Here is a 5,571-nt window from a genome sequence, read left to right as displayed (position 1 = left end):
GCATGGGCGATGGGCAGGTCGCAGCGGATGCGCGTGAGCCGGCGCGAGAGGAACGCCTGCTCGCGGTGGGTCTCCAGCAGCCCCCGCACCCGTCGCGCCCCGCGCACGCCGCTCTCGGCGACCTGGTCCAGGTCCGCATACAGGTCGTCGAGGCTGCCGGCACGGGCCAGCAACGCGGCGGCGGTCTTGGTGCCGATGCCGGGCACCCCGGGGATGTTGTCCACGGCATCGCCGGCGAGCGCGAGCAGGTCCGCGACCCGCCCGGGCGGCACACCCAGCGTCTCCTCGACCCCGGCCGGATCCAGCCAGCGGTCGCGGGCGGCGTCCCACCACCAGTCGCCGGGTTCCAGGAGCTGGGCGTAGTCCTTGTCCGCGGTGACGAACACCATGTGGTAGCCCGCCTCGCGCCAGTGCCGCGCCGCGCTGCCGACGAGGTCGTCCGCCTCGTAGCGCGGGCTCGCCAGGGTGGCCACGCCTAGGGCCTCGGCGAGCTCGCGGCAGACGTCGAACTGGCGCTCGAGCTCCGGTGGCGGCGGCGGGCGGTTGGCCTTGTAGTCGGGGTAGAGCTCGTTGCGGAACGAGGTGGTCAGGCTCTCGTCGAAGGCGCAGACCACGTGGCTCGGCCCCTCGTACTCGATGAGATCGCAGAGGAAGCTCCCGAAGCCGTGGACGGCATTGGCGCAGGCGCCGCTATCGTCGCGGACCGCCTCGGGCACGGCGAACCACGCGCGGAAGATGTAGAGGCTGGCGTCGATCAGGTACAACGGCCGGTACACGGCTCTCCCATGGGGCTGTCGGGTACCGAGGCAGTGTAGGCAAGCGCCCGCGCCTTGGCCAGCCGGCGCGGCTCACGCGTGCGGCAGCATGCCCCGGCGCTCGCGCAGCGGACTGCGCCGCGGGAAATGCGCGCGCAGGAACGCCATCTGGTCGGCGAGGATGCGCCGGCCCTGGAGGTAGACGTACTCGGCGTGGGTCGGCGTGAACGGCACCGCGAGCAACTGCATGCCCACCTCTTCCGGGGCGTGATGCCCCTTGTGGTTGTTGCAGCGCTTGCAGGCGGTGACCACGTTGTTCCACACGTCCAGGCCACCGCGGCTCACCGGTTTGACGTGATCCCGGGAGAGGAGACTCACGCGCAGGCGCTCGCCGCAGTAGAGGCAGATGTGGTCGTCGCGACGGAAGAGGGTGGCGTTGTTGAGGGGGGGAATGTAACCGGCGCGGCCCTTGAGTGCCGCCTGGGCGGTGCCTTCGGTGGCGATGATCGAGTTGACGTCGATGACGCTGCGCCTGCCCGTCACCGCGTTGTATCCGCCCCGTATGCGATAGAGCCGCTGGCCGCAGGCGAAAGCCACCTGCGCGAGATAATAGAGCCGCACCGCGTCCTGGTAGGTGATCCACTCCAGCGGCATGCCGGAGACATCGGTGCGGAGTATGTGGTGCTCAAGGCCCCTCATCGATACACCCCGCCTTCCCGCCGCCCTGCGACGGGTCTTGGATGAATCCTTTATTCCATACCCACACTCTGCCGCGCAACCGTTACACGCGCCTGACAGCGGCTCCGGCGCCCGCAGAGGGCGGGGTCATGGCATTAGGATAGAGGCAAGCTATCTAAAATATACTTTCCATAGGTTAGACCCTAGCACCGAACCCCCATATACTGGTCGATCGGTCGACCCGTGTGGTCCCGCCCGCGCTACGCCGCCCGCCGGCGGCCATGGTGCGGCGGGCCGGGCACTACACTGGTACGCGTGGGCCTGCCCCAGCGCTGCCGAGGCACGCCCGCGGGCATGCTGCGCCGGCGCGGCACCACCAGCGCGTCCGGACCGATCCGGCCGGCCCCGGCGGGGGGAACCCCCGACCCGCCACGACGGGGAACGGCACCGGATACAACAGCACGACAATACGGGAGACAGTTTAATGACGATCAAAGTTGCCGTGCCCAGGGAAACGGCGCCCGGCGAACGCCGGGTGGCACTGGTACCCAGCGTCGTCAAGCAGCTCGACAAGCTCGGCGTGGAGGTCCTGCTGCAGGCGGGCGCCGGCGAGTCCAGCGGCTTCAACGACGCGGACTACGAGGGCGTGACCGTCGTCGACAGCGCCGACGAGCTCTACGCCGCCGCCGACGTGGTCCTGCGGGTCCAGCCGCCGACGGTGGAGGATGCAGGCAAGCTCCGCGAAGGCAGCTGCCTGCTCGGCTTCATGGCCCCCCACGAGGGCGACAGCCGGATCAAGAACCTGCTCAAGCGCCGTGTCACGAGCTTCTCCATGGAGCTGGTGCCGCGCATCACCCGCGCACAGTCCATCGACGCCCTGTCCTCGCAGGCGAGTCTGGCCGGCTACAAGTGCGCCCTGTTAGCCGCCTCGCGCAGCCCGCGGCTGTTCCCGATGCTCACCACCGCCGCGGGCACCATCCGCCCGGCCAAGGCGCTGGTCATCGGCGCTGGCGTGGCCGGCCTGCAGGCGATCGCGACGGCCAAGCGCCTGGGTGCGATCGTCGAGGCCTACGACGTGCGCTCGGCCACCAAGGAACAGGTGGAGTCTCTCGGCGGCAAGTTCGTCGAGACCGGCGTGAAGGCCGAGGGCGAGGGCGGCTACGCCCGCGAGCTCACCGACGAGGAGCGCCGCCAGCAGCAGGAGGTCCTCGCGGACCATGTCGCCGCTGCGGATGCGGTGATCACCACCGCCGCCATCCCCGGCAAGCCCGCGCCCAAGATCATCGACAAGGCCACGGTGGAGCGCATGAAACGCGGCGCCGTGATCGTGGACATGGCCGCGGAGACCGGGGGCAACTGCGAGCTCACCAAGGCCGGCGAGGACGTCGACCACAACGGCGTGATCGTCGTCGGGCCGCGCAACATCGCCAGCTCGGCGGCCACCCACGCCAGCGAAATGTACTCGCGCAACCTCTACAACCTGCTGGCGCTTCTGGTTAAGGAAGGCGAGCTGAACCTCGACTGGGACGATCAGGTCATCGCCGACAGCTGCCTCACCCACGACGGCGAGGTCCGGCACGAGCCCACGCGCGAGCGCCTGGAAGGAGGGAACAAGTAATGGTCATCGAAGGTTTTGTCGCCCTGTACATCTTCATGCTCGCCGCGTTCACCGGCTACGAGGTGATCGCACGCGTGCCGGTGATCCTGCATACCCCGCTGATGTCGGGGTCGAACTTCGTCCACGGCATCGTCGTCGTCGGCGCGATGGTCGCGCTCGGCCACGCCGAGACCGGCGTTGAGCAGCTCATCGGCTTCTTCGCCGTGCTGCTGGCCGCCGGCAACGCGGTCGGCGGCTACGTGGTGACCGAACGTATGCTCGAGATGTTCAAGAGCAAGGACGAGCAGTAAGCAGGGGGCCTGTCGATAATGAATAACGTGGTACAGCTTTCCTACTTCCTGGCGGCCGTGCTCTTCATCCTCGGCCTCAAGGGAATGAGCTCGCCGAAGACGGCCCGCAAAGGCATCGTCTGGGCGGGCGTGGGCATGGTCATCGCCACCGTGGCCACTTTCTTCAAGCCGGATCTCCACGGCGCGACCAACTACACGCTCATCGTCATCGCCATCGGCGTAGCCGGCGTTCTCGCCTGGTATTCGGCACGCAAGGTCGCCATGACCGACATGCCGCAGATGGTCGCGCTCTACAACGGCATGGGCGGCGGCGCGGCCGCGGCCATCGCCGCCGTGGAGCTGATCAAGGCGGTGGACAGCGTCGGCGCCGAGGCGATGGTGCGGGTGCGCGAGTTCGCCGCGGCCAAGGACCTGACCATCGAGCAGGCGCAGGTGCTGATCGGCGGCAACTCCACCGTGGGCCACGCCCTGGGCGCCGACGTCGCCATCCTCGGCCTGGTCGGCGCGCTCATCGGCACGGTGGCGTTCACCGGCTCGCTGGTGGCCTGGGCCAAGCTCGACGGCCGGCTCAAGCGCAACCGCCTCATCCCGGCACAGCAGCTGGTGAACATCGTGGTCTTCGCCGCGGCGATCATCTTCGGCATCTGGAGCTTCTACAGCGACAGCCTCGCAGTGCTGGTGATCTTCTTCGCCCTCGGCCTGCTCTTCGGCGTGTTCATGGCCGTGCCGATCGGCGGCGCCGACATGCCGGTGGTGATCTCGCTGTTCAACGCACTCACCGGCCTCGCCGTCGGCTTCGAGGGCTACGTGCTCGGCAACCCGGCGATGATCATCGCCGGTACCGTGGTCGGCGCGGCGGGCTCGCTGCTCACCCAGCTCATGGCCAAGGCGATGAACCGCCCGCTGACCAACGTGCTGTTCAGCGGCTTCGGCACCACCGAGTCCGCCGAGTCCGAGGGCCCCGAGGGCGAGATGAAGGAAGTTCAGGCCGAGGACGCCGGCATCATGATGGCCTACGCCAGCCAGGTGATCATCGTCCCCGGCTACGGCATGGCCGTCGCCCAGGCGCAGCACAAGATCTGGGAGATGGTCGAGCTGCTGCAGGACAAGGGCGTGACCGTGAAGTTCGCCATCCACCCGGTGGCGGGCCGCATGCCCGGGCACATGAACGTCCTGCTCGCCGAGGCGGGTGTCCCCTATGACATGATCTATGACATGGAGGACATCAACGCCGAGTTCGCGACCACCGACGTGGCCCTGGTTATCGGCGCCAACGACGTGGTCAATCCGGCGGCGAAGACCGACGAGTCCAGCCCCATCTACGGCATGCCCATCCTCAACGTGTCCGACGCCGAGAACGTCATCGTGATCAAGCGCGGACGCGGCACGGGCTTCTCCGGGGTGGAGAACCACCTGTTCTTCGCGGACAACACCCGCATGCTCTTCGGCGACGGCCAGAAGGTCGCCGGCGAGCTGGTTCAGGTGGTCAAGCAGTTCTAACCGCCGGCAAGACACTCCGGCAACACGAAAAGGCCGCCCCCCGGGGCGGCCTTTTTTGGTTGAGCGCGCCTTGCCGGGAAGTGGCCACAGGCGATGACCAGGGAGCCGGGGCCGTCGTACCCTCCTCGACCACAGGCCCGTTCGTGGCCGCGATTACACCGACACCAGGCACGACCGCAGAGGTGTCCGGCGACACCACCACCGCCGTCCGTTGCCACGAGTAACCGACCTTGTGTTCGCGACGGCCGGGACTAATAGACACGTAGGTCGTGCACCGTGAGGTGCGCGACGTCCCGGGCGTTGCAGCGAAACATCGCACACGGCCAGAGGCCGTGCACGACCTACGCGGGGCCGTCTCCGTCGTGGGGCGACTGCCCTGCTTCGTGGCGATCTGTTTACGCCCGCGGCTCAGCTCAGGTGGTGGACCTCGGGCATGCCGTACACCGGGGTGTCGATGCCCTCCATCCGCGCCTTGAGCTGCAGCGCCAGGTAGTGGGAGTAGTGGCGCGACTGGTGCAGGTTGCCGCCGTGGAACCACAGCGCCGGCTGCTGCGTGGGCTTCCACATGTTGCGCAGCTCGCCTTCCCACGGGCCGGGGTCGCGCTTGGTGTCCGAGCCCATGCCCCAGCACTTGCCGACCCGGTCGGCGACCTCCTGGGAGATGATCTCGGCGGCCCAGCCGTTCATGGAGCCGTAGCCGGTGGCGTAGACGATCAGGTCCGCCGGCAGC

General features: G+C 68.3%; 5 protein-coding genes and 1 pseudogene. 3 read left to right on the top strand and 3 right to left on the bottom strand.

The window, feature by feature from the left end:
* Together G7A99_RS07080 and G7A99_RS07075 are read right to left on the bottom strand one after the other, a co-directional pair.
* The coding region (locus G7A99_RS07080) for a 5'-3' exonuclease H3TH domain-containing protein (protein WP_240466153.1) at positions 1-776 on the bottom strand (776 nt) is incomplete at its 3' end.
* 72 nt (positions 777-848) lie between these two features.
* Positions 849-1,454, bottom strand: a complete 606-nt coding sequence (locus G7A99_RS07075; RefSeq protein WP_163139306.1) for an HNH endonuclease — start codon at positions 1,452-1,454, stop codon at positions 849-851.
* A 463-nt stretch (positions 1,455-1,917) separates the two neighbouring features.
* Here G7A99_RS07075 and G7A99_RS07070 point away from each other — a divergent pair, with 463 nt between their 5' ends.
* Genes G7A99_RS07070 through G7A99_RS07060 form a run of 3 tightly spaced genes read left to right on the top strand, consistent with a single transcriptional unit; the run spans position 1,918 to position 4,841 of the window.
* Positions 1,918-3,051 (top strand): Re/Si-specific NAD(P)(+) transhydrogenase subunit alpha, encoded by a 1,134-nt coding sequence (locus G7A99_RS07070; RefSeq protein WP_163139305.1) that lies wholly within the window; start codon positions 1,918-1,920, stop codon positions 3,049-3,051.
* A complete protein-coding gene (locus G7A99_RS07065; protein WP_018717604.1) occupies positions 3,051-3,341 on the top strand; it encodes an NAD(P) transhydrogenase subunit alpha in 291 nt (96 codons plus the stop codon). Before G7A99_RS07070 ends, G7A99_RS07065 begins: the two co-directional genes overlap by 1 nt.
* A gap of 18 nt (positions 3,342-3,359) precedes the next feature.
* On the top strand, positions 3,360-4,841 hold the full coding sequence (locus G7A99_RS07060; protein WP_018717603.1) for an NAD(P)(+) transhydrogenase (Re/Si-specific) subunit beta: 1,482 nt from the start codon (positions 3,360-3,362) through the stop codon (positions 4,839-4,841).
* A 408-nt stretch (positions 4,842-5,249) separates the two neighbouring features.
* Here the strand turns inward: G7A99_RS07060 and G7A99_RS25280 are convergent.
* Positions 5,250-5,571, bottom strand: a pseudogene (locus G7A99_RS25280) (NAD(P)/FAD-dependent oxidoreductase); the annotation flags it as partial.

The sequence above is a fragment of the Arhodomonas sp. KWT genome (genome assembly GCF_010993615.1).
The sequence above is the reverse complement of the archived record's forward strand: the minus strand, read 5'-3'. Positions and strand labels throughout refer to the sequence as shown.

Excerpts from the sequence above, each read along its gene's own strand:
- G7A99_RS07060 (WP_018717603.1), top strand. The coding sequence starts at position 3,360 with ATGAATAACGTGGTACAGCTTTCCTACTTCCTGGCGGCCGTGCTCTTC.
- G7A99_RS07075 (WP_163139306.1), bottom strand. The coding sequence starts at position 1,454 with ATGAGGGGCCTTGAGCACCACATACTCCGCACCGATGTCTCCGGCATG.
- G7A99_RS07065 (WP_018717604.1), top strand. The coding sequence starts at position 3,051 with ATGGTCATCGAAGGTTTTGTCGCCCTGTACATCTTCATGCTCGCCGCG.
- G7A99_RS07070 (WP_163139305.1), top strand. The coding sequence starts at position 1,918 with ATGACGATCAAAGTTGCCGTGCCCAGGGAAACGGCGCCCGGCGAACGC.